Origin of the sequence: Saccharopolyspora sp. CA-218241, assembly GCF_050954615.1 — a bacterium.
Classification (GTDB): Bacteria; Actinomycetota; Actinomycetes; order Mycobacteriales; family Pseudonocardiaceae; genus Saccharopolyspora; species Saccharopolyspora cebuensis.
Genome location: NZ_CP191860.1, coordinates 4,121,327 through 4,143,433 on the forward strand (window position 1 = coordinate 4,121,327; position 22,107 = coordinate 4,143,433).

Annotated in this window: 23 protein-coding genes; 4 read left to right on the plus strand and 19 right to left on the minus strand. The window is 73.5% G+C overall.

The annotated features are described in order from the left end of the window. Positions 1-44: 44 nt before the first annotated feature. The 7 genes from pyrF to pyrR are packed head-to-tail and all read right to left on the minus strand — an operon-like array spanning position 45 to position 8,672. A complete protein-coding gene (gene pyrF, locus ACQP0T_RS19590; RefSeq protein WP_433869392.1) occupies positions 45-881 on the minus strand; it encodes an orotidine-5'-phosphate decarboxylase in 837 nt (278 codons plus the stop codon). After that, positions 878-4,195, minus strand: a complete 3,318-nt coding sequence (gene carB, locus ACQP0T_RS19595) for a carbamoyl-phosphate synthase large subunit (protein ID WP_433869393.1) — start codon at positions 4,193-4,195, stop codon at positions 878-880. Before carB ends, pyrF begins: the two co-directional genes overlap by 4 nt. Next, positions 4,195-5,316, minus strand: coding sequence for a glutamine-hydrolyzing carbamoyl-phosphate synthase small subunit (gene carA, locus ACQP0T_RS19600; protein ID WP_433869394.1), 1,122 nt, complete (start codon positions 5,314-5,316; stop codon positions 4,195-4,197). Before carA ends, carB begins: the two co-directional genes overlap by 1 nt. After that, positions 5,313-5,858: a transporter gene (locus ACQP0T_RS19605; RefSeq protein ID WP_433869395.1), complete on the minus strand. Its 546-nt coding sequence runs from the start codon at positions 5,856-5,858 to the stop codon at positions 5,313-5,315. The genes carA and ACQP0T_RS19605 overlap by 4 nt, the downstream gene beginning before the upstream one ends. Continuing rightward, positions 5,858-7,156 (minus strand): dihydroorotase, encoded by a 1,299-nt coding sequence (locus ACQP0T_RS19610; RefSeq protein WP_433869396.1) that lies wholly within the window; start codon positions 7,154-7,156, stop codon positions 5,858-5,860. The genes ACQP0T_RS19605 and ACQP0T_RS19610 overlap by 1 nt, the downstream gene beginning before the upstream one ends. Then, positions 7,153-8,085, minus strand: a complete 933-nt coding sequence (locus tag ACQP0T_RS19615; protein WP_433869397.1) for an aspartate carbamoyltransferase catalytic subunit — start codon at positions 8,083-8,085, stop codon at positions 7,153-7,155. The genes ACQP0T_RS19610 and ACQP0T_RS19615 overlap by 4 nt, the downstream gene beginning before the upstream one ends. Beyond that, the gene (gene pyrR, locus ACQP0T_RS19620) at positions 8,085-8,672 is read right to left on the minus strand and encodes a bifunctional pyr operon transcriptional regulator/uracil phosphoribosyltransferase PyrR (protein WP_433869398.1); all 588 of its coding nucleotides are present in this window, start codon (positions 8,670-8,672) and stop codon (positions 8,085-8,087) included. The genes ACQP0T_RS19615 and pyrR overlap by 1 nt, the downstream gene beginning before the upstream one ends. Positions 8,673-8,960: 288 nt before the next feature. Here pyrR and bldD point away from each other — a divergent pair, with 288 nt between their 5' ends. Then, positions 8,961-9,449, plus strand: coding sequence for a transcriptional regulator BldD (bldD, locus tag ACQP0T_RS19625; RefSeq protein ID WP_010311046.1), 489 nt, complete (start codon positions 8,961-8,963; stop codon positions 9,447-9,449). A gap of 131 nt (positions 9,450-9,580) precedes the next feature. On the opposite strand, the gene nusB is transcribed toward bldD, so the two are convergent. The 4 genes from nusB to ACQP0T_RS19645 all read right to left on the minus strand — a co-directional run bounded on the left by nusB (position 9,581) and on the right by ACQP0T_RS19645 (position 12,549). After that, positions 9,581-10,018 (minus strand): transcription antitermination factor NusB, encoded by a 438-nt coding sequence (nusB, locus tag ACQP0T_RS19630; RefSeq protein ID WP_345362201.1) that lies wholly within the window; start codon positions 10,016-10,018, stop codon positions 9,581-9,583. Positions 10,019-10,054: 36 nt separating this feature from the next. Next, positions 10,055-10,618 carry an elongation factor P gene (gene efp / locus ACQP0T_RS19635; protein ID WP_433869399.1) on the minus strand — a complete coding sequence of 188 codons (564 nt, stop codon included), beginning with the start codon at positions 10,616-10,618 and terminating at the stop codon, positions 10,055-10,057. 74 nt (positions 10,619-10,692) lie between these two features. Then, a complete protein-coding gene (locus ACQP0T_RS19640) occupies positions 10,693-11,802 on the minus strand; it encodes a M24 family metallopeptidase (protein WP_433869400.1) in 1,110 nt (369 codons plus the stop codon). 72 nt (positions 11,803-11,874) lie between these two features. Further along, complete coding sequence (locus ACQP0T_RS19645; RefSeq protein WP_433869401.1) at positions 11,875-12,549, minus strand: spermidine synthase; 675 nt, start codon at positions 12,547-12,549, stop codon at positions 11,875-11,877. A 234-nt stretch (positions 12,550-12,783) separates the two neighbouring features. On the opposite strand from ACQP0T_RS19645, the gene ACQP0T_RS19650 reads away from it, so the two are divergent. Next, entirely contained in the window at positions 12,784-12,987 is a 204-nt protein-coding gene (locus tag ACQP0T_RS19650) for a cold-shock protein (RefSeq protein ID WP_433873781.1), read from the plus strand. A gap of 468 nt (positions 12,988-13,455) precedes the next feature. Here ACQP0T_RS19650 and ACQP0T_RS19655 read toward each other — a convergent pair whose 3' ends face one another. The 8 genes from ACQP0T_RS19655 to ACQP0T_RS19690 all read right to left on the minus strand — a co-directional run bounded on the left by ACQP0T_RS19655 (position 13,456) and on the right by ACQP0T_RS19690 (position 19,828). Continuing rightward, positions 13,456-14,895, minus strand: a complete 1,440-nt coding sequence (locus ACQP0T_RS19655) for a beta-xylosidase (RefSeq protein WP_433869402.1) — start codon at positions 14,893-14,895, stop codon at positions 13,456-13,458. Between the two features lie 87 nt (positions 14,896-14,982). Further along, on the minus strand, positions 14,983-15,414 hold the full coding sequence (gene aroQ / locus ACQP0T_RS19660; RefSeq protein ID WP_433869403.1) for a type II 3-dehydroquinate dehydratase: 432 nt from the start codon (positions 15,412-15,414) through the stop codon (positions 14,983-14,985). Next, on the minus strand, positions 15,411-16,517 hold the full coding sequence (gene aroB / locus ACQP0T_RS19665; protein ID WP_433873782.1) for a 3-dehydroquinate synthase: 1,107 nt from the start codon (positions 16,515-16,517) through the stop codon (positions 15,411-15,413). Before aroB ends, aroQ begins: the two co-directional genes overlap by 4 nt. Positions 16,518-16,569: 52 nt before the next feature. Then, positions 16,570-17,094, minus strand: coding sequence for a shikimate kinase (locus ACQP0T_RS19670; protein WP_433869404.1), 525 nt, complete (start codon positions 17,092-17,094; stop codon positions 16,570-16,572). Then, positions 17,094-18,299: a chorismate synthase gene (gene aroC, locus ACQP0T_RS19675; RefSeq protein WP_433869405.1), complete on the minus strand. Its 1,206-nt coding sequence runs from the start codon at positions 18,297-18,299 to the stop codon at positions 17,094-17,096. The genes ACQP0T_RS19670 and aroC overlap by 1 nt, the downstream gene beginning before the upstream one ends. 115 nt (positions 18,300-18,414) lie before the next feature. Further along, complete coding sequence (locus ACQP0T_RS19680; protein WP_433869406.1) at positions 18,415-19,038, minus strand: prepilin peptidase; 624 nt, start codon at positions 19,036-19,038, stop codon at positions 18,415-18,417. Between the two features lie 101 nt (positions 19,039-19,139). After that, the gene (locus ACQP0T_RS19685; protein WP_433869407.1) at positions 19,140-19,595 is read right to left on the minus strand and encodes a PTS sugar transporter subunit IIA; all 456 of its coding nucleotides are present in this window, start codon (positions 19,593-19,595) and stop codon (positions 19,140-19,142) included. Next, positions 19,592-19,828: a glucose PTS transporter subunit EIIB gene (locus tag ACQP0T_RS19690; protein WP_433869408.1), complete on the minus strand. Its 237-nt coding sequence runs from the start codon at positions 19,826-19,828 to the stop codon at positions 19,592-19,594. The genes ACQP0T_RS19685 and ACQP0T_RS19690 overlap by 4 nt, the downstream gene beginning before the upstream one ends. Positions 19,829-20,105: 277 nt before the next feature. On the opposite strand from ACQP0T_RS19690, the gene ACQP0T_RS19695 reads away from it, so the two are divergent. Continuing rightward, entirely contained in the window at positions 20,106-20,861 is a 756-nt protein-coding gene (locus tag ACQP0T_RS19695) for a GntR family transcriptional regulator (protein ID WP_433873784.1), read from the plus strand. Continuing rightward, entirely contained in the window at positions 20,858-22,087 is a 1,230-nt protein-coding gene (locus ACQP0T_RS19700; RefSeq protein WP_345362234.1) for a PTS transporter subunit EIIC, read from the plus strand. Before ACQP0T_RS19695 ends, ACQP0T_RS19700 begins: the two co-directional genes overlap by 4 nt. Positions 22,088-22,107 lie beyond the last annotated feature (20 nt).

Below are 22,107 nucleotides of genomic sequence, written 5' to 3' on the forward strand. Positions count from 1 at the left end.
GCGGGGTGGCGGGATCGGCGAGATCCCACCACCCCGCCACGGCTTCAATCGAGCAGGGTGGTGAGCTGGTCCTGCACCCGTCGGGCGGCCTTGCGCAGGTCGGCGGCGCCGGGGCCGTGCCGGAGCACGTCCCGGGCGGTGGCGGGCAGCACCTGCGGCAGCACCGGGCCGAACGTCGCGCGCAGGCCGTCCACCGTGGCGCCCTGGGCGCCGAGACCCGGGGCGAGGATCGGGCCGTTGAGCCGGGACAGGTCCAGCTCGCCGGCCCGGACGGTCGCTCCCACCACGAGTCCGATGTGGCCCATCGGATCGGCGCCCGCGTTGCCCGCCGCCGCTGCGTCCACGATGGACTGCGCGACGCCGCCGCCGTCGGTCACCGCCCGTTGCAGGCCCGCACCCTCCGGATTGGACGTGCGGGCGAGCACGAACACGCCGCGCCCGGTCTGCTCGGCCAGGCCGATGGCCGGGGCCAGCGAGCCGTACCCGAGGTAGGGCGAGAGGGTCACCGCGTCGGCCGCCAGCGGCGAGTGCTCGTCGAGGTAGGCCTTGGCGTAGGCGGTCATGGTGGACCCGATGTCGCCGCGCTTGACGTCCAGCAGCACCAGGGCGCCGCCCTGCCGCGCCTCGGTGACGACGCGCTCCAGCACCGCGACCCCGGCCGAGCCGTAGGCCTCGAAGAAGGCGGCCTGCGGCTTGAGCACCGCCACCTGGTCGGCCAGGGCCTCGACGGCGGTCAGCGCGAACCGCTCCAGGGACGCGACGTCCTCGCCGAGCCCCCAGGCGCCGAGCAGCGAGGGGTGCGGGTCGATGCCCACGCACAGCGGGCCCCGCCGCCGCACCGCCTCGGCCAGCCGCGCGCCGAACGGCGCGCCGAGCGTCACCGCCGTCCGCCTTCGCGCAGCGCCGCCTGCAGCGCCTGCAGCGGGCGGACGCCGATGTTGCCCTGGATCGCGGCCTCGATGCCCTGGACCGCCGCCGCGGCGCCCTGCACCGTGGTGACGCACGGGATGTCCCGGGACACCGCCGCGGTGCGGATCTCGTAGCCGTCGACCCGGGGGCCGGGGTTGCCGTACGGGGTGTTGATCACCATGTCGACCTCCCCCGCCTTGATCAGGTCCACCACGTCGCGCCGCTGGTCGCCCTCCTCGTTGTGCTTGCGCACCACGGTGGAAGCGATCCCGTTGCGCTGCAGCACCTCGGAGGTACCGCTGGTGGCCAGGATCTCGAACCCGAGGTCGGCCAAGCGCTTGACCGGGAAGACCAGCGAGCGCTTGTCCTTGTTGGCCACCGAGACGAACACCCGGCCCTTGACCGGCAGCGAGCCGTAGGCGCCGGACTGCGACTTGGCGAACGCCTGCCCGAAGGAGGTGTCGATGCCCATGACCTCGCCGGTGGACTTCATCTCCGGCCCGAGCAGCGAGTCCACCCCGTAGCCCTCGCGGGTGCGGAACCGGTGGAACGGCAGCACGGCCTCCTTCACCGCGACCGGGGCGTCGATCGGCAGGTCCGCGCCGTCGCCCTCGGCGGGCAGCAGGCCCTCGGCGCGCAGCTCGGCGATGGAGGCCCCGAGCATGATGCGCGCGGCGGCTTTGGCCAGCGGCGCGGCGGTCGCCTTGGACACGAACGGCACCGTCCGGGAGGCGCGCGGGTTGGCCTCCAGCACGTAGAGCACGTCGTCCTTGAGCGCGTACTGCACGTTGAGCAGCCCGCGGACCCCGACGCCCCGGGCGATGGCCGCGGTGGACCGGCGGACCTGCTCGATGTCCTGGCGCCCCAGGGTGATGGGCGGCAGCGCGCAGGCCGAGTCGCCGGAGTGGATGCCGGCCTCCTCGATGTGCTCCATCACGCCGCCGAGGTAGACGTCGGTGCCGTCGCACAGCGCGTCCACGTCGATCTCGATGGCGTCGTCGAGGAAGTTGTCCACCAGCACCGGGTGCTCCGGGGTGACCTCGGTGGCCCGGGCGATGTAGTTCTCCAGCGACGGCTCGTCGTAGACGATCTCCATGCCGCGCCCGCCGAGCACGTAGGACGGGCGGACCAGCACCGGGTAGCCGATCTCGTCGGCGATCCGCTTGGCCCCCTCGAAGCTGGTCGCGGTGCCGTACTTCGGCGCGGGCAGCCCGGCCCCGGCGAGCACGTCGCCGAAGGCGCCCCGCTCCTCGGCCAGGTGGATGGCCTCCGCCGGGGTGCCCACCACCGGCACGCCCGCCTCGGTGAGCCGCCGCGCCAGCCCCAGCGGGGTCTGGCCGCCGAGCTGCACGATGACCCCGGCCACCTCGCCGGAGCGCTGCTCGGAGTGCACGACCTCCAGCACGTCCTCGAAGGTCAGCGGCTCGAAGTACAGCCGGTCGCTGGTGTCGTAGTCGGTGGAGACCGTCTCCGGGTTGCAGTTGACCATCACGGTCTCGTACCCGGCGTCGCGCAGCGCCATCGCGGCGTGCACGCAGGAGTAGTCGAACTCGATGCCCTGGCCGATCCGGTTCGGACCCGAACCCAGGATCAGCACCTTCGGCCGCTCCCGCTGCTCGGTGACCTCGGACTCGGCCGCTGGGTCCGCCTCGTAGGCCGAGTAGTGGTACGGCGTGCGGGCGGCGAACTCGGCCGCGCAGGTGTCCACCGTCTTGTAGACCGGGCGGACGTCGAGCCGGTGGCGCAGCGCGCGGACGCCGTCCTCACCGGCCAGCTCCGGGCGCAGCGCGGCGATCTGGCGGTCGGACAGGCCCGCGACCTTGGCCCGGCGCAGCAGCTCCACGTCGAGCACCGGGGCGTCGACCAGCTCCGCGCGCAGCTCCACCCAGGCGGCGACCTGGTCCACGAACCACGGGTCGATGCCGGCGGCCTCGTGCACCTGCTCGACGCTCGCGCCCAGTCGCAGCGCCCGCTCGACGGTGTAGAGCCGCCCGTCGTGCGGGGTGCGCAGCTCCGCCAGCGTCGAGGCCGCGGTGGCGCCCTCCGGGTCGGGCCGGGTCCAGAACCCGACCGACTTGGTCTCCATCGAGCGCAGCGCCTTGCCCATCGCCTCGGAGAAGCTGCGGCCCACCGCCATCGCCTCGCCGACGCTCTTCATGGTGGTGGTCAGCTCCGGGTCGGCGCCCGGGAACTTCTCGAAGGCGAACCGGGGCACCTTCACCACGACGTAGTCCAGCGTCGGCTCGAAGCTCGCCGGGGTCTCGCCGGTGATGTCGTTGCGGATCTCGTCGAGGGTGTAGCCCACGGCCAGCCGCGCGGCGATCTTGGCGATCGGGAAGCCGGTCGCCTTGGAGGCCAGCGCCGAGGACCGCGACACCCGCGGGTTCATCTCGATGACGACCATCCGGCCGGTCTCCGGGTTGATGGCGAACTGGATGTTGCAGCCGCCGGTCTCCACCCCGACCTCGCGCAGCACCGCGATGCCGACGTCGCGCATGTTCTGGTACTCGCGGTCGGTCAACGTCATCGACGGGGCGACCGTCACCGAGTCGCCGGTGTGCACGCCCATCGCGTCGACGTTCTCGATGGAGCAGATCACGACCACGTTGTCGGCGTTGTCGCGCATCAGCTCCAGCTCGTACTCCTTCCAGCCGAGCACGCTCTCCTCGATGAGGACCTCGTGCACCGGGCTCTCGGAGAGGCCGAAGGACGCCATCCGCTCCAGCTCGTCGGGCGTGTGCGCCATGCCGGAGCCGAGCCCGCCCATGGTGAAGCTGGGGCGGATGACCACCGGCAGGCCGCGGTCGGCGACGAAGGCGCGCACGTCGTCCATCGACTTGCACACCGTGCTCTCCGGCACCTCGCCGCCGACCGAGCGCACGATGTCCTTGAACATCTGGCGGTCCTCGCCGCGCTGGATCGCGTCGATGTCGGCGCCGATGAGCTCCACGCCGTACTTCTCCAGCACGCCGCGCTCGTGCAGCGCGACCGCGGTGTTCAGCGCGGTCTGCCCGCCGAGGGTGGCCAGCAGCGCGTCCGGGCGCTCGGCGGCGATCACCTTCTCGACGAACTCCGGGGTGATCGGCTCGATGTAGGTGGCGTCGGCGAACTCCGGGTCGGTCATGATCGTCGCCGGGTTCGAGTTCACCAGCGAGACCCGCAGGCCCTCTTCGCGCAGCACCCGGCACGCCTGGGTGCCGGAGTAGTCGAACTCGCACGCCTGGCCGATCACGATCGGCCCGGAACCGATGACCAGCACGTGCTCGATGTCGGTCCTCTTGGGCATCAGCGCGCCTCACTCATCAGGTCGACGAACTTGTCGAACAGCGGCGCCGCGTCGTGCGGACCGGCCGCCGCCTCGGGGTGGTACTGCACGCTGAACGCCGGGCCGTCGAGCAGCGCGAGGCCCTCGACCGCACCGTCGTTGGCGCAGTGGTGGCTGACCATCGCGCGGCCGAACTCGGTGTCGAAGCGTTCGCCGGGCTCGCCCTCGACCGCGAACCCGTGGTTCTGCGCGGTGATGGCGACCTTGCCCGTCTCGGCGTCGATCACCGGGATGTTGATGCCCCGGTGGCCGTAGCGCAGCTTGTAGGTGCCGCGGCCCAGCGCGCGGCCGAGCACCTGGTTGCCGAAGCAGATGCCGAACAGCGGCAGCTTCCGGTCCAGCGCCTGCCGGGTCAGCTCGACCTGCTGGTCGGTGGTGGCCGGGTCGCCGGGCCCGTTGGACAGGAACAGCCCGTCCGCGCCCGCCGCGAGCACCTCGTCCAGCGAGGCGCCGGCCGGCAGCACGTGCACCTCGATGCCGCGGGCGGCCATCATGCGCGGGGTGTTGGACTTGATGCCCAGGTCCAGCGCGGCCACGGTGAACCGCTTCTCGCCCAGCGCGGGCACCACGTAGGGCTCGGCGGTGGTGACGTCACCGGCCAGGTCGGCGCCGACCATCGGGCTGCTGCCGGTCACCCGGCGCAGCATCTCGGCGTCGGCGGCCAGCTCGGCACCCGAGAAGACGCCGCCGCGCATCGCGCCGGCCTCCCGGACGTGCCGGGTCAGCGCGCGGGTGTCGATGCCCGCGATGCCGACGATGCCCTGCGCCTCCAGCTCCGCCTCCAGCGAACGGCGGGAGCGCCAGTTGGACGCGATGCGGGCCGGTTCGCGGACGGCGTAGCCGGCGACCCAGATCCGGGCCGACTCGTCGTCCTCGTCGTTCCAGCCGGTGTTGCCGATCTGCGGGGCGGTCTGCACCACGATCTGCCGGTGGTACGAGGGGTCGGTCAGGGTCTCCTGGTACCCCGTCATGCCGGTGGTGAACACCACCTCGCCGAGCGTGCTGCCCACCGAGCCGTAGGCCCGCCCGCGGAAGATCCGGCCGTCCTCCAGCACCAGCGCGGCCGGGATGTGCGCGGTCATTCGTCCTCCTGCCGCGAATTCGCGGTCGTGTCGTGCGCCGCGACGGACGCGGGGCCGAGCCCGCGGACCGCTTCGGCCCACGGCTCGTGCTCCGCCTTGTCGTCGAAGCGGAATCCGGTGTCCAGTTCGGTCTCGCCGAGGCGCCAGCGCACCACCAGCAGACCGGCCCCGGGCACCACCTTGTTGGCGAGCTTGTGGTCGCGGCGGGCGTCCACGATCGACTCCGCCGGGATCCACAGCGCGGTCGCACCGGTGCGCTCCAGCAGCAGCCCGGAGGGGTGCAGCCGCGCGACGCCCTCGGACCGGTGGCCGATGTCGCCGACCGCGATCCGGTCCTGCCAGTCGGGCGCCCGGGTGGTGCCGACGTACATGCCGGTCATCGCGGGGCGCAGCTCGACGGTGCCGAGCTCGGCGGGCGGTGCGGGGAACTCCGCCAGCACCGCCTGCTGTCGTCGCACCCGGTTCACCCAGCCGCGCCGCATCGCCCAGAACACCAGGGCGATCAGCACGATCGTCAGCAGCACCCAGATCAGGCGGTCCATCAGAACCTCACCTCGCCCTCGTGCGCGGTGATCCGGCCGCGCAGCAACGTCACCAGCACCCGGCCCGGCAACCGCATGCCCTCGTACGGCGAGTTGGACCCGATGCTGGCCAGCTCGGCCGCCCGCACGGTCCACTCGTCGTCCGGGTCGACCAGCACCAGGTTCGCCGGCTCCCCCGCCGCGATCGGCCGCCCCTGGTCGGGGAGGCCGGCGATCCGCGCCGGGCGCTCGCTCATCACCCGGGCCACGCCCCGCCAGTCCAGCAGCCCGGGGCGCACCACGGTCCGCACGACGATCCCCAGCGCGGTCTGCAACCCGAGCATCCCCGGGCTGGCCGCGGACCACTCGCAGTCCTTGTGCTGGTCCGCGTGCGGGGCGTGGTCGGTGGCCACGCAGTCCACGGTGCCCTCGGCCAGGGCCTGCCGCAGCGCCGCCGCGTCGGCGTCGGTGCGCAGCGGCGGGTTGACCTTGTTCACCGGGTCGTAGGTGGCCAGCCGCTCGTCGGTGAGCAGCAGGTGGTGCGGGGTGACCTCGGCCGAGACGGCGCCGCCCGCGTCGCGGGCCTTCCACCACCTCAGGATATCCGCGGTCCCGGCGGTGGAGACGTGGCAGACGTGCAGGCTGCCGCCGGTGTGCGCGGCCAGCAGGCAGTCCCGGGCCACGATCGACTCCTCCGCGGGGGCGGGCCAGCCGGCCAGCCCGAGCTTCGCCGCGGTCGGCCCCTCGTGCGCCTGGGCTCCCGCGGTGAGCCGCGGGTCCTCGGCGTGCTGGGCGACGACCCCGCCGAAGGCCTTGGTGTACTCCAGCGCGCGGCGCATCAGCAGCGGGTCGTCCACGCAGCGCCCGTCGTCGGAGAAGACCCGGACCCCGGCGGCCGAGGCGGCCATGCCGCCCAGCTCGGCCAGCCGCTCGCCGCCCAGGCCGACCGTGACCGCGCCCACCGGGTGCACGTCGACCAGCCCGACCTCGCGACCGCGCCGCCACACGTGCTCCACGACCACCGCGTTGTCGGCGACCGGGTCGGTGTTGGCCATCGCGAACACGGTGGTGTAGCCGCCCAGCGCGGCGGCGGCGGAACCGGTGCGGATCGTCTCGGCGTCCTCGCGACCCGGTTCCCGCAGGTGGGTGTGCAGGTCGACGAAGCCGGGCAGCAGCACCGCGCCGCCGCCCGCGACGACCTCGTCGGCCTCGGTCCCCGGCGCGGCGCCGACCTCGGCGATGGTCCCGTCGACGACGAGCACGTCGACCGGTTCGCCCTCCCCGTAGGGACGCACGCCCCGCAGCAGCACCCGGCTCATGCCGCGATCTCCTCTCCGGCCAGCAGGTGGTAGAGCACCGCCATCCGCACGTGCACGCCGTTGCCGACCTGCTGGGTGATGGCGGCGCGGTCCGAGTCGGCGACCGTCCCGGCGATCTCCATGCCGCGCAGCATCGGCCCCGGGTGCAGCACCACGGCGTGCTCCGGCAGCCGCGCCGACCGGGCCTCGTTGAGCCCGTAGCCGATCGAGTACTCGCGGGCCGACGGGAAGAAGCCGCCGTGCATCCGCTCGGCCTGCACCCGCAGCAGCATCACCGCGTCCAGGCCGGGCAGCTCGGCGTCGAGGTCGTGGGTGACCCGCGCGCCCCACCCGTCGATCCCGGTGGGCACCAGGGTCGGCGGGGCGACCAGGACCACTTCGGCGCCGAGGGTGCGCAGCAGGTGCACGTTCGAGCGCGCCACCCGGCTGTGCAGGAGGTCGCCGACGATGCCGATGCGGCGCCCGGCCAGCTCGCCCAGCCGCTCCCGCAGCGTCGCGGCGTCCAGCAGCGCCTGGGTGGGGTGCTCGTGCGTCCCGTCGCCGGCGTTGACCACCTGGGTGCCCGCCTCGGCCAGCCACCCGGCCAGCCGGTGCGCGGCACCCGAGGCGGGATGCCGGACGATCACGCAGTCGGCCCCGGCGGCGGCCAGGGTCAGCGCGGTGTCCCGCAGCGATTCGCCCTTGCCGACCGAGGAGCTGCTGGCCGAGACGTTGATCACATCGGCGCTCATCCACTTCCCGGCGACCTCGAAGGAGACCCGGGTGCGGGTGGAGTTCTCGTAGAACAGCGTCACCACGGTCCGGCCGCGCAGCGTCGGCAGCTTCTTGACCTCGCGGCCGAGCAGCGTGCGCTTCAGCGTGTCGGCGGTGTCCAGGACCGCCGTCGCCGAAGCCGCGTCGAGCCCGTCGGTGCTCAGCAGGTGGCGCATCACCGCTCCTCCTCCCGCCGCAGCACCACGCAGTCGGCGCCGTCCGCCTCGTCGAGCCGCACCGCGACGTCCTCGCTGCGGGCGGTGGGGATGTTCTTGCCGACGTAGTCGGCGCGGATCGGCAGCTGGCGGTGGCCGCGGTCGACCAGCACGGCGAGCTGCACGGCGCGGGGGCGGCCCTGGTCGCGCAGCGCGTCGAGGGCGGCCCGCACGGTGCGGCCGGAGAACAGCACGTCGTCGACGAGCACGACGAGCTTGTGGTCGATGCCGCCCGGGGGCAGGTCGGTGGGCTCCAGCGGCCGGTTCGGGCGGTGCCGCAGGTCGTCGCGGAACAGCGTGATGTCGAGGGTGCCGGTGGGCACCGCCACACCGCTGAACTCCTCGATCCGCGCGGCCAGCCTGCGGGCCAGCGGCGCGCCCCGGGTCGGGACGCCCAGCAGGACGACGTCGTCGCCCCCGGTGTCCAGGGCCGTCTTCTCGATGATCTGGTGCGCGATCCTGGCGATCGTGCGCGCAACGTCACCGGCCGAGAGCAGCTCCCGCTGCCCGGCCGGATCCGCCGCGCCCGCCCCTTGGCGTGACGCCACGGTGGACCTCCTTCCCCGCCTCACTGGACGGGTCCTTAAAGGATGGTGTGTGACCTGCCCCGCAGTCCGACCGACGAGTGCGGCTGCCGTGAGCGGGTCTGACCTGTACGCTATCAGCGTCCGCGGGTCAATCGACCGGGTGGTGTGGTGGTACTCGCCCCGGACCCGACGAAGACCAACTTGACCTGGTGACGCTCGCAAGCGAATATTACTCTCCGTATTGATCTGAGCTTTGCTCCCCGGTCGGCGGTATCGGCTGACGGGGCGAATGAAACGGAGACACGCCACATGGGCGACTACGCCAAGGCGCTGGGCAGCAAGCTCCGCGCTATCCGCCAGCAGCAGGGCCTTTCGCTGCACGGCGTCGAGCAGAAGTCAGGCGGGCGGTGGAAGGCCGTGGTCGTCGGGTCCTACGAACGCGGCGACCGCGCCGTGACGGTGCAGAAGCTCGCCGAGCTGGCCGACTTCTACGGCGTTCCGGTCGCGGAACTCCTGCCGGAAGGCCGGGTGCCCTCCGGCGCCGAACCGGCCACCAAGGTCGTGATCAACCTGGAGCGGTTGCAGCAGCTCCCGGCCGAGAAGGTCGGTCCGCTGGCCCGCTACGCGGCCACGATCCAGAGCCAGCGCGGCGACTACAACGGCAAGGTGCTGTCCATCCGCACCGAGGACCTGCGCTCGCTGGCCATCATCTACGACATGACCCCGGGCGAGCTCACCGAGCAGCTCATCGACTGGGGCGTCCTCCCACCGGAGGCCCGTCCCGCCCGGGAGGAGTGAGCCGACCGGGACGGCGTGATACGGGCCGTGGCGAACCCCACACGATCGGGTGCGGCCCGAATGGTCGAGAGGGGCGCTCCCCACATCCGGGAGCGCCCCTCTCGACGTCGATGTGATCCTGGCCTCGGCGGCTACTCCGCACCGGAGGCGCGCACCGACTTGCGCAGCCGTCCGCTGATCCCGGCGATGCGGCCGAGCACGCCGTTGACGAACCGCGGCGAGTCGTCCGTGGACAGGCCCTTGACCAGGTCCACCGCTTCGTCGATGGCCACCGCGGACGGCACGTCGTCGCTCCACAGCAGCTCGTAGAGGCCCAGCCGCAGCACCGCGCGGTCGACCGCGGGCATCCGGGCCAGCGTCCAGCCCTCGGCGTGCTGGGACAGCACCTCGTCGATCCGCGCGCGGTTGCCCTGCACGCCCTCGACGAGGGTGATGGTGTACTCCGCGACCGGCGGCACGTCCGCGGAACCGACCCGGTCCGCCAGCAGCGTCACCGGGTCCATCTCCCGCAGGTCGGCCTCGTAGAGGATGTCGACGGCGCGCTTGCGGGCCTTGGTCCGAGAACCCACCTCACACCCTCTTTCCGCCCGGGGTCGCCGACCCCGTCACTTGTTGACGCGGCCGAGGTAGCGGCCGTCGCGGGGGTCCACCTTGACCTTCTCGCCGGTGCCGACGAACAGCGGCACCTGGACCTCGGCGCCGGTAACCAGGGTGGCGGGCTTGGTGCCGCCGGTGGAGCGGTCGCCCTGCACGCCCGGGTCGGTGTGCTCGATCTCCAGCTCGACGGAGGCGGGCAGCTCGACGTAGAGCGGCTCGCCCTCGTGCCGGGCCACCACCACGCTGCTGTTCTCCAGCATGAAGTTCGCCGCGTCACCCACGACGGCGGGGGACACGCCGACCTGGTCGAAGGTGTCGGGCTCCATGAACACGTAGTCGCTGCCGTCGTAGTAGAGGTAGGTCATCTCCCGCCGGTCGACGTTGGCGGTCTCCACCTTCACCCCGGCGTTGAAGGTCTTGTCCACGACCTTGCCCGAGAGCACGTTCTTCAGCGTGGTGCGCACGAAAGCTCCGCCCTTGCCGGGCTTGACGTGCTGGAAGTTCACGACGGACCAGAGCTGGCCGTCGATGTTGAGCACCAATCCGTTCTTGAGGTCGTTCGTGGTCGCCACGTGGGGGTCTCTCCTGCGTGCTGGCTGCGAATGGGTTGCGTCGGCGCGATCGTCGACGGTGCGGCGTCGGCGCGTCAGACGGCGACGAGCTCCCTCGTCGTCAACGTGAGGAGCTCGGGCGTGCTGGGCCGCACGACCAGCGTGTCCTCGATGCGGACCCCGCCCCGCCCGGTCAGGTACACGCCGGGCTCGACGGTGACCGCCATCCTTTCGGCGATTCTACCGGCCCCGCGCTGGGACAGCGTCGGTGCCTCGTGGATCTCCAAGCCGACGCCGTGCCCGAGACCGTGCAGGAACCGCTCCCCATAACCCGCCTCGGTGATCACCTCGCGGGCCGCGGCGTCCACCTCGCGGACGTCGGCGCCGACCTGGACCGCGGCCCGGCCGGCCGCCTGGGCGGCCAGCACGAGCTGGTAGAGCTCGCGCTGCCAGTCCGCCGGCTCGCCCAGCACCGCGGTGCGGGTCATGTCGGAGTGGTAGCCGTCGACGAGGGCGCCGAAGTCCATCTTGACGAAGTCGCCCGCCGCCAGCACCGAGTCGTCCGGGCGGTGGTGCGGCACGGCCGAGTTCGGACCCGCGGCGACGATCGTGTCGAAGGACGGTCCGGCGGCGCCGTGGTCCCGCATCCGGGCCTCCAGGTCGCGGGCGACCTCCAGCTCGGTGCGGCCCGCCCGGAGCCCGCCGTGCTCGATCAGCTCGGCCAGCGCGCGGTCGGCGGCGGCGCAGGCCATCCGCAGCGCGTCGATCTCGTCCTCGTCCTTGACCAGCCGGAGCTGCTCGACGAGGCCGGGTGCGCGCACCAGCTCGGCGGCGCCCGCCGCGTCGTCCAGCGCGTCCCGGGCGTCGACGGTGACGTGGCCGCTCTCGAACCCGACCCGGCGGTACCGAGCGCGCTCGGCGGCCACCCGGCCGGCCAGCGCCAGATCGCTGGCCCGTTCGATCACCCGCTCCAGCTCCGGCACCTGGTCCTCGCTCTGCGCCAGGTACCGCCCGTCGGTGCAGAACACGGTGCCGCCCTCGGCGTCGGGGTCGTCGGCGGCGTGCACCAGCAGCGCCGCGTTGGACCCGGTGAAGCCGGTGAGATAGCGGATGTTGAGCAGGTCGGTCACCAACATCGCGTCCAGCTCCCGCTCGCGCAGCGAGCTGCGGAGGGCGTGACGTCGGCGGGCGTGCGATTCGGGCATGGCGGGAAGCCTAACCCGGCGAACCGGGCCGGACCCCGCCGTGCGCGCCCCTCGGCGGGAAGCCGCCACCGGCTACCGGGCGCGGCGCGCGGTGTAGAGGTGGTAGCTGGTCTCGGTGCGGCCCAGCACCACCGGGACCGAGGTGAGCGCGCAGTCGCCGAACGCCGCGGCCAGCGCCTCGGCCAGGTCCGGGGCCTCCGCGGCCGACCAGATCGCCGCGGTGCCGCCCGGGGCCAGCCGGGCCGCGCACAGCTCCAGGAACTCCGCCCGGTACAGCGCGGCGTTGCGGTCGTGCACGAGGTGGCCGGGGCCGTTGTCGACGTCGAGCAGCAGCACGTCGAGCTCGCCCTCGGGTTCGGCGGCGAGCACCTCGGCCACGTCGCCGACGCTGGTCCGGACCCGCTCGTCGTCCAGCGCCTCGGCGGTGCCGGGCACCAGCCCCCGCCGGTGCCAGTCGACGAGCGCGCCCTCCAGTTCCACCACGTGCGCGCTGCCGACCCGCGGATCGGCGAGCACTTCGAGCAGCGTGAACCCCAGGCCGAGGCCCCCGACGAGCACCCGGCCGCCGGTGCGCCCGGGCAGCGCGACGTCCAGCGCCGCGGTGGCCAGCAGCCGTTCGGTCCCGGTGTGCGCGGTGTCCATCACGAAGACCCCGTTGACCCGCAGTTCCAGGGCGCCGTCCCCGGCGCGGCGCAGCAGCGCGACGTCACCGCGCTCCGAGCGGGCGCAGGCGAGATGTCCGGACATGTCGGGAACTGTAGCGACGCGATGTCCGGTGCCGCTGGCGGAGCGCCTCGGGACCTGTAGACTCGTCGTTGGTCGTAGTTTTCTTGGTTCGTGTTCGTGCACGCTCGCAGGATTGCTGATGCGGGCGCGCTGCTGTTCTCGGTGAGTTGGGGCGGCCGCCGTCTTCCCGGCCCGGACCCCCGCACCCGCGGTGCGGTCCGCTTCCCCACCAGCTCCCAGGAAAGAGGCAGCACCATGCCGCAGGGCACCGTGAAGTGGTTCAACTCCGAGAAGGGCTTCGGCTTCATCGCCCCGAACGAGGGCGGCCCGGACGTCTTCGTGCACTACTCGGCCATCGACGCCTCCGGGTTCCGCACCCTGGAGGAGGACCAGCAGGTCACCTTCGAGGTCAGCCAGGGCCCGAAGGGCCCCCAGGCCGACGTGGTCCGCGCTCTCTGAGCAGCGGCCCGACGCCGGTGGTCCCGCCCGTCCGGGCGGGACCACCGGCCCCCCGCACCCAACCGGTGCGGTACCGCAGGAAGAAGGAATTCATCAGCACCTCCCCCGTACTCCGCGACCGACGCGGTCGCCTCGGTCTCTTCCAGACCCCGGACACTTCCGGCGCCGGAAACATCCCCGCGCCCCGCACGACCGAACCGGTCACGCCGGCCCGGTTCGAAGAACCCGCTCCCGCTCGCCCGTCGCCACGGCCCGCGGCACCGCGGCCCGACCGCGGGGACACCGCGATGCACCGGCTGCGCCGGCCCTTCGACGCCGACGACGGCGACGAGCCGCCCGCGCCCTAGACCTTGCCCGAGGGCCGTTTCCGGCCGTCGGCGGGCAGTTCGTGAGCACCTGAGCGACGCGCACCACCGCGCGCCGAGCCGTCCTCGGAGCGGTGCCGACCGCTCGCGCGGGGACCGGCGTTCACGGGCGCAGATCGCCGCCGGGCGGGTAGTCCTCCCAGTCCGACCAGGACACCTCGGCGACCGGGGAACCGTTGGCGCGGGCGGCTTCCGGCGGCACCAGCCACACCCGCCCGCGCTCGTCGAGCAGGCCGACGTCGCCACCTGGCGAGCGCAGCGCGGGGGCCCCGCCCGCCAGGGTGGCCGCAACCGGCAGTTCGTCCACTGCGGTCACCCGCTCGTCGAGCACCGCGCGGGTCAGTGCCTCGGCCACCGAGCGGCGTTCGACGCGGACCTTCGCCCCGTCCCGCAGCACCTCGACGGTGCGGGTCGGCGAGGGGACGCCGAAACCGTCCAGCACCGCGCTCGCGCGCGCCGGCTCGGCGCAACCGCGGAACCCCGCGACGTCGAGCCCGGACCAGCGGAGATCGGTGGGAGCCGCGTGGTCCTCGGTCGCCCGGAGCACGTCGATCGGCGCGGTGCCGCAGGGATCCGCCCCGGACACCGGCAGGTGCCCTTCCGGGGTCCGCACCAGACCCGGACCTTCCCGCCACCGCCCGGGGACGAGCACCGGTTCGTAGGGGTGCCGGGTGAAGTTCCGGTCCCAGAAGGTGATCGTGGTGCCCTTCGCGGTCTGGTGGGCGATCGCGAACGCGTTCAGGGTCGCCGACCACGCCCAGTCGGCGCTGAAGGCGTCCACCACCGACCGCGCCCGGGGTCCGCTGCCGCGCGGCCGGAAGCCCTCGTCGGTCAGCTCCTGGACGTCGCGGGTGAAGGCGCCGTCGCGGGCCCGGAGCACGAACTGCCCGGCGCCGTTCCACCCGGCGCCCGCCGCCGTGGTGTCGGTGAACATCAGGTAGAACCAGCCGTCCAGGTGCAGCGCCGCGGGCTGGCCCGCGCCGTAGGTGTTGGACCGCCGCACGTCGGCGGCGGCCGTGGCGATCGGCGCACCGCCCGCGGCGCGGCGCCAGAACCTGCCGTCCTCGCCGGTGGCCACGCCGATCGCGTTGCCGTGCGCGTGGTCGCCCGCCGCGCCGGTGTAGTACAGGAAGTACCGGCCGTCGACCCGGATCACCGACGGGTCGCAGGTGTGCATCCCGTCGAACGCGCCCGGCCGCCCGTGGAACACCGGTTCGGCCGCCGCGCCCCCGGCGGTGAACGGACCGCCCAGCGCGTCGGAGGCGGCGTGCAGCACGTCATCGCCCGCCGGTCCCGCGCCGGGGAGCTGGCTGCACCACCAGACCCGGTACCGCCCGGCGGCGTCGAGCACCGTCGGGCCGTAGTTGTACGGCGCCGCCGGACCGCCCGAGGCGACCACGCCGGGGCTCTCCCGGTGGTCCCGGATGCTCAGCCGCACCGGCTCGGGCACCGCCTCGGGCGTGGGCGAACCGGTCACCGGCGCGCACCCGGTCAGCAGCAGCACCGACACCGCCGCGACCGGCAGCCGACCGCGCTCCCCCACCGCCCACCCCCGCGAATCGCCTGCCCTGGACCCTGCCCCATCGTCGGTGCGCCGCGGCGCAGAACGCCGGATTCGAGGACGGGCGTTTCAGCCGGTCCGCTCGGCCAGCCAGCGCAGCGCCAGCGGGTAGCCGCGCACGCCGAAACCGGCCACCACGGCGGTGGCGACGTCCGACAGGTAGCTGGTGTGCCGGAACGGTTCGCGCCGGTGCACGTTGGAGATGTGCAGCTCGACGAGGTCGTCGCGGAGCTGGGCGGCGGCGTCGCGGATCGCGATCGAGTAGTGCGTCCAGGCCCCGGCGTTGAGCACCACCGACCAGCCCGCGTCCGCGGCCTCGTGCAGCCAGCGCACCATCTCGCCCTCGTCGTCGGTCTGGCGGACCTCCACCTCGACGCCCAGCTCGGTGCCCGCCCGCTCGCACATCGCGACCAGCTCTTGGTGGCTGGTGCTGCCGTACACGCCGGGCTCGCGGGTGCCCAGCCGGCCGAGGTTCACGCCGTTGAGCACCAGCGCCTTCACAGCAGCACCTCCGTGCCGGACGTGGGTTCGCCGGTCACCGCCGAGTACGCGGCGGCGATCAGCGCCGGGTCCGGGCCCTCCAGCCGTCCCGGTCGGGCCAGCCCGTCGAGCACCACGAACCGCAGCAGCCCGGAGCGGTTCTTCTTGTCCAGCTTCATGCCCTCCAGCAGATCCCCGAAGGCGTCCGGGTCGTAGCTGGTCGGCAGGCCGAGGAGGCCGAGCACGCTGCGGTGCCGGTCGGCGGTCTCATCGTCGAGCCGACCGGCCAGCCTGCCGAGCTCGGCGGCGAACACCAGCCCGACGCTGACCGCCGCGCCGTGCCGCCACCGGTACCGCTCCCGCCGCTCGATGGCGTGCGCCAGGGTGTGCCCGTAGTTGAGCACCTCCCGCAGGTGCGACTCCTTGAGGTCGGAGGACACCACGTCGGCCTTGGCCTGGATCGCGCGCCGGACCAGCTCGGCGAGCACCTCGCCCGCCGGGTCCAGCGCCGCGTCCGGGTCGGCCTCGACCAGCCGCAGGATCTCCGGGTCGGCGATGAAGCCGGCCTTGACCACCTCGGCCATCCCGGCGATGAGCTCGTTGCGCGGCAGCCCCTCCAGGGTCGCCAGGTCGACGAACACCGCGCTGGGCTCGTGGAACGAGCCGACCAGGTTCTTGCCCGCGTCGGTGTTGATGCCGGCCTTGCCGCCGATCGCGGCGTCCACCATGCCGAGGAGCGTGGTGGGCACGTGCACCACCCGCACGCCGCGCATCCAGGTGCTGGCCACGAACCCGGCGACGTCGGTCACCGCGCCACCGCCGAAGGACACCACGACACCGCTGCGGTCCATCCCGATCTTGCCGAGGACCTCCCAGCAGAACCCGGCCACCGCCAGGCTCTTGCCGTCCTCGGCGTCGGGCAGCTCCACCCGGTGCGCGTCGACGCCCGCCTCGGCCAGCTCCTCGCGGACCGCCTCGACGGTCGTGGTGATGGTGGGCTGGTGCAGCAGCGCGACCGACGAGGTGCCGCGCAGGAACTCGACGAGCTCCCCCAGCAGGCCGCGACCGACCACCACGTCGTAGGGCTGCGCACCGCGGACCGGGATCCGCACCGGTTCGGTCATCATCGTCCCTTCCGAGAGTCCGGCGCCGCCCGTCCCCGGCGCACGTTCGCGTTCAGCTCGGCGACCCGTCGACGCCCCACAGCGCGTCGACGATCTGCGCCACCACCTCGTCCGGCGTCAACCGGTCGGTGGGGAGCTCGACCGAGGCCGCCGAGCGGTACACCGGGATGCGCTCGTCGAGCAGCGCCTTGAAGGTGGCGCGCGGGTTCAGCCCGGCCAGCAGCGGACGGGCGGTGGACAGGCCGACCCGCTTGGCCCCCTCGGCCAACCCGACCGAGAGGTAGACCACCGGGTGCCCGGCGAGCCGTTCCCGCGTCGCTTCGGACAGCACCGAGCCGCCGCCCAGCGCCAGCACGCCGTCGTGCTCGGCCAGCGCCGTGGCGACGACGTCCTCCTCGATCTTGCGGAACACCGCTTCGCCGTCGGTGGTGAAGATGTCGGCGATGGCGCGGCCCTCGGTGCGCACGATGTCGTCGTCGGTGTCCCGGAACCCCACCGCGAGGCGTTCGGCGAGCAGCCGCCCGATCGTCGACTTGCCCGCGCCCGGCGGGCCGATCACCACCGCCCGGGGCGCCATCAGCGCACCTGCCGCTTCTCCGCGCGCTCGCGCAGCGCGGTCAGGTAGCCCTCGGCGTTGCGCCGGGTCTCCGGCAGCGAGTCGCCGCCGAACTTCTCCAGCACGGCCTCGGCCAGCACCAGCGCCACCATCGTCTCGGCGACCACGGCGGCGCGCGGCACGGCGGTGATGTCGGAGCGCTGGTGCATCGCCTGCGCCGGCTCGCCGGTCACCACGTCGACCGTGGCCAGCGCCTTGGGCAGGCTGGAGATCGGCTTCTTGGCGGCGCGGACGACCAGCGGCTCGCCGTTGGTGATGCCGCCTTCCAGACCGCCCGCGCGGTTGCTGGCGCGCCGCACCCAGTGCGCGCCCTCGCCGGGGTGGATCTCGTCGTGCGCCGCGCTGCCGCGCCGGGCGGCGTTGGCGAAGCCCTCGCCGATCTCGACGCCCTTGATGGCCTGGATGCTCATCAGCGCGCCGGCCAGCCGGGCGTCGAGCTTGCGGTCCCAGTGGACGTGCGATCCGATGCCCGGCGGCAGCCCGTAGGCGATCACCTCGACGACGCCGCCGAGGGTGTCGCCGTCCTTCTTGGCGGCGTCCACCTCGGCCATCATCCGCTCGGTGGCCGCGTCGCCGAAGGCGCGCACCGGGTTCTCGTCGATGGCGCCGAGGTCGTCCGGGCCGGGCAGCAGCTCGCCGTCGTGGGCGACCCCGCCCAGCGCGACCACGTGGCTGACGATCTCCACGCCGAGGAGCTGCCGGAGGAACTGCCGGGCGACGGTGCCCACCGCGACCCGCGCGGCGGTCTCCCGCGCGCTGGCGCGTTCGAGCACCGGCCGGGCCTCCTCGAAGCCGTACTTCTGCATCCCGGCGAGGTCGGCGTGCCCGGGGCGCGGCCGGGTCAGCGGGGCGTTGCGGGCCAACGTGGACAGCACGTCCTCGTCGACCGGGTCGGCCGCCATGACCTGCTCCCACTTGGGCCACTCGGTGTTGCCGACGCGCACCGCGACCGGGCCGCCCTGGGTGCGGCCGTGCCGGACCCCGCCGATGATCTCCAGCTCGTCGGCCTCGAAGTTCATCCGGGGGCTGCGGCCGAAGCCGAGCTTGCGCCGTTCGAGCTGGGTCGCGATCTCGGCCGTGGTGACCTCCACCCCGGCCACCATGCCCTCCAGCACCGCCACGAGGGCGGGGCCGTGCGATTCTCCAGCGGTCATCCAGCGCAACACGCTGGTAGATCCTGCCACGCGCGGTGGTCGCCGGAGCCTCCGGGTCGCGACCCCGCCGCCCGTCGGCGCCGCCGAGCCGCACCCGCACCGCCCGCGCGCCGCGGCGGCACGGCGCTCACGTCCACCACCAAGGCGGGAAGACCGTCGCGCACCACGCGGGCAGCAGCATCGCAGGACCGTGCGGCACCCCGGTGCCGCCCCGGCCGGCCGACCAGAGCGCCGTGAGCACCGCCGCGACGCCCATCACGGCCAGCACCGCCGGGACCGAGACCGCACCGACGACCGCGCCCAGCGGCGCGGCGAGCTTCACATCGCCGGGCCCCAGCGCGGCCGGGGCCAGCAGCCGGACCACCAGGTACCCGCCGCCGAACAGCGCGGCGCCGAGCAGTGCCCCGACCAGCATCCCGGGCAGGGCCGCCGGGCGGTGCGCCGCGGCCAGCCCGACCAGGCACGCCGCCACCGGGTGCGCGGGCAGGGTCAGCGCGTCCGGCAGCCGCGCGGCCCGCAGGTCGCAGACCGCCAGCAGCACGCCGACCCAGCCGAGCAGCAACGGGACCGGCGCCCACCACCAGCCGAAGGCCCCGCCCGCCAGCCGGGCCGCGACCACCGCCCACAGCACCGCGACGGCGGACGCGCAGCACAGCGGCGGGGGCCGCACTCCCCTGCCGAGCGCGCGCAGCAGCCGCGCACCGGCCGCGCCCGCGGCGGCGCCCAGCAGGAGTCCGGTGAGGATCGACACGGACCCAGCATCGGGCGCCGCCCGGGAGGTGCGGCGGATGCGCACCGCCGGCGTGTCCGACGGTGCGCTGCTCGATCAGGCCGAGCAGCGCGGGTTCCGGATCAGGCCTCCACCGCGAAGAGGGTGTCCCCGACCCGCACCGGGCCGTCCTCGCGGAGGTCGGCCAGCGCCTCGGGCGCCTGGTCCAGGGCCACCACGGGGCAGACCGCGGAGTAGCCCGCGGCCTCCACCCGGCTGGGGTCCCAGCTCACCACGGGCTGCCCGGCCGTCACCTCGTCGCCCTTGGACACGTGCAGCTCGAAGCCCTCGCCCTGGAGCTTCACGGTGTCGATGCCCAGGTGCACCAGCACCGCCGTGCCGCTGGGCGCGGCCACCACGAAGGCGTGCGGGTGCACCGTGGCGACCACGCCGGCGATCGGCGCGACCGCGTCGGAGCGACCGCCGGAGGGCCGCACCGCGACCCCGGGGCCGACCATCGCCTGGGAGAAGACCGGATCCGGCACGTCGGACAACGCCGCGGCCAGTCCTTCCACCGGGCTCCCGACCTCCAGGCTCACCGCAGGTCCTCGATGTCCTCGGCCAGCGTGTCGGCCTCCGGGCCGACGACGACCTGGATGACCGCGCCCTGCCGCAGGACGCCGTGCGCACCGGCGGCCTTCAGCGCCGTCTCGTCGACCTTCGCAGCGTCCTCCACCTCGCACCGCAACCGCGTGATGCACGGTTCGATCTCCACCACGTTGACTCCGCCGCCCAGTGCGGCCAGGATCGCCGCGGCCTTGTCCTGCGCCACCCCGTGCTCCCTTCGTCTCCGACACCCGGGGGAACCCCGTTCAGGTGATCTTGGCCCGCGAGGTGTCGATGCGGCAACGAAGCAGGCGCCGTCTTGACACCCGATCGCCCGACCGCGCATTGTTCGCATCCAACTGGTTTAGACCGGACAGTACCAACGTCTGGACCGGCTGGACAGGACGCGCCGGGAAGCGGCGCGAGGAGGCGACGTGACCCCATCACGACCGGCGGGCGGTGCGGGGCTCGGCGACCCGGGACGGAGCGGCCCCACCCGCGGCGTGCTCGGCGACGGCCCGACGCCCAAGCACGCCCAGCTCCGCGAGATCCTCCGGGACATCGCCTGCAACGAGCTGCTGCCCGGCTCCCCGGTGCCCTCCGAACGCGAGCTCGCCCAGCGCTACGGGGTGTCCCGGCTGACGGTGCGGGAGGCCGTCGGGCAGCTCGTCGCCGAGGGCCTGCTGCGGCGGGTCCGGGGCAAGGGCACCTTCACCACCCGGCCCCGGGTCGACGCCCAGCTCCACCTCGCCTCCTTCACCGAGGAGATGCGCCGCCGCGGGATGCGGCCGGAGACGGTGCTGCTCCAGGCCACCGAGCAGGCGCCGCCGCCGGAGGTCGCGTCCTCGTTGGGCCTGCGCCGCGACCAGCGGGCCCACCACCTGCACCGGCTGCGCAAGGCCGACGGCGCCCCGATGGCCGTCGAGCGCGGCTGGTACCACGCCGGGCTGCTGCCCGGGCTCCTGCGCCAGGACCTCTCCGACTCGCTCTACACGCTGCTCGCCCGGGTCTACGACGTGCACCTGGAGCGCGGCACGCAGACCGTGCTGGCCGAAGGAGCCGACGCGGCGACGGCCGCGCTGCTCGACGTCCGGCCGGGTTCGCCCGTCCTGGTGTTCCACCGGGTCTCCACCGCGCGGGGACGTCCGGTGGAGGACATGACTTCCTGGTACCGGGGCGATCTGTACCAGGTCACGATGCAGCTCGACCGGAATCCGGACGGTTCCGGGGATCACCGCCACACAGGAGGTAACCGATGAGTGCCAGCACCACCACCGGGCCCGGCGGGGGCAGAAGGGGGTTCGCGCTCCTGCAACGGCTGGGCCGCAGCCTGATGCTGCCGATCGCGGTGCTGCCCGCCGCGGCGCTGCTGCAGCGGCTCGGGCAGGACGACCTGCTCGGCAGCTTCGCGGCGATCAAGCCGTTCGCCGAGGTGATCGGCGCGGCGGGCGGCGCGCTGTTCGACAACCTGCCGTTGCTGTTCGCCGTGGGCGTGGCGATCGGCTTCGCGAAGAAGGCCGACGGGTCCACCGCCCTGGCCGGGGTCGTCGGCTACCTGGTGCTCTCCGGCGTCCTCTGGAAGATCACCGACCAGGAAGCCGGCACCGTCTACAACAAGGGCCCCTACGGCGTGCTCGGCGGAATCATCGCCGGGCTCACCGCGGCCTGGTTGTGGCAGCGCTACCACCGGATCAAGCTGCCCGACTACCTCGGGTTCTTCGGCGGGCGGCGGTTCGTCCCGATCATCACCGCGTTCGCGATGCTGATCGCGGGCGTGGTCCTGGGCCTGCTGTTCCCGTACTTCGACGCGGGGCTGACCGCGTTCAGCGACGCGGTCACCGCCAACGCCGTGATCGGCGGCGGCATCTACGGCGTGATCAACCGGCTGCTGCTGCCCTTCGGCCTGCACCACATCCCGAACAACGTGGTGTGGTTCCTGTTCGGCGACTACCAGGGCGAGCGGGGCGACATCGCCCGGTTCTTCGCGGGCGACCCGACCGCGGGCACGTTCATGACCGGGTTCTTCCCGATCTTCATGTTCGCGTTGCCCGCCGCCGCGCTGGCCATCTGGCGCTGCGCCCCGACCTCGCAGCGCAAGGTCATCGGCGGGGTGATGCTCTCGGTGGGCCTGACCTCGTTCCTCACCGGGGTCACCGAACCGCTGGAGTTCACCTTCATCTTCGTGGCCTGGCCGCTGCTGCTGATCCACGCGGTCCTCACCGGCACGTCGATGGCCCTGGTCAACGCGCTGGACATCCACACCGGGTTCGGGTTCTCCGCCGGGGCGATCGACTACGTGCTCAACTTCGGCATCTCGCAGAACTCGCTCTGGCTCATCCCGATCGGCCTGGGCTACGCGGTGGTCTACTACTTCGTGTTCCGCTGGGTGATCATCCGCTGGAACCTGCGCACGCCGGGGCGGGAGGACGACGAGACCGAGGTCGCCGGTGCGGACAATGGTGCCGACAGCACCGGCAAGAGCTGATCACAGGAAGAAGCGGAGGA